This is a genomic window from Methylobacterium sp. E-046 (genome assembly GCF_022829625.1).
GTDB lineage: Bacteria > Pseudomonadota > Alphaproteobacteria > Rhizobiales > Beijerinckiaceae > Methylobacterium > Methylobacterium longum.
Map to the genome: position 1 here is coordinate 1 of NZ_JAKSYP010000205.1, position 896 is coordinate 896.

The 896-nt window shown below is 62.5% G+C and carries 1 protein-coding gene; it reads left to right on the forward strand.

Going from position 1 to position 896, the window contains the following annotated elements; translation table 11 throughout:
• Positions 1–33: 33 nt before the first annotated feature.
• On the forward strand, positions 34–896 hold an 863-nt coding region (locus MKK82_RS20730; protein ID WP_243986667.1), incomplete at its 3' end, for a manganese catalase family protein.

Consider the following 896-nt stretch of genomic DNA (forward strand, 5'->3'; position numbering starts at 1 on the left):
GGAGGCGCGCCTCGCGCGGACGGAGACAGCCTCATGTTCATGAAGATCGACAAGCTCCTGACGGAGCTGCCAGAGCCGAAGAGGCCCGAGCCCAATGCGGCCGCGGCCCTGCAGGAGCTGCTCGGCGGCAAGTACGGCGAGATGTCGACGCTGGGGAACTACATGTTCCAAAGCTTCAACTTCCGCAATAAGACCAAGCTGCGGCCGTTCTACAGTTTGGTTTCAAGCATCTTCGCTGAAGAGATCGGCCACGTCGAATTGGTCTCGAACGGCATCGCCTTACTAAACAACGGTCCAGGTAACCCGACGGAGAATGTCGACATCTCCAAGGCGCCGTTTGCCGAGATGCAGGACGTGAGGCTTGCTGGTGCCTTCCTGGCCAACGGCGGCGGCGCGACTCCAATCAACTCGAACGCCCAGTCGTGGAACGTCGACATGGTCACCACGACCGGCAACCTGATCATCGACCTGCTGCACAACTTCCACCTGGAGTGCGGCGCACGCATCCACAAGCTGCGGGTCTACGAGACCATGACCGAGCCGACGGGTCGCGAGGTCTGCGGCTACCTGTTGGTCCGCGGCTCCCTTCACGCCCACGCCTATGCGCTGGCCCTGAAGAAGCTCACCGGCGTCGAGATCGAGAAGATGCTGCCGACGCCCAACATCGACCTGTCGCGTGTCCCCGAGTGCCAGAAGTACCTCGACGAGGGCAAGCACCGGCGCCTCTACACCTTCAGCCCAGATGATTACGCTGAAGCCGCAGGCGTCTGGTCCAACGATGAGGTCGCTTTGCCGGGTGATCCGCCAGGCAACCTGGAGGTGGTCGACGGCGCGCCTGAAGGCGGTAAGATCCCGGAACTCGACGGCAACTACGGCGCGTTTGCGCCGGACTACGC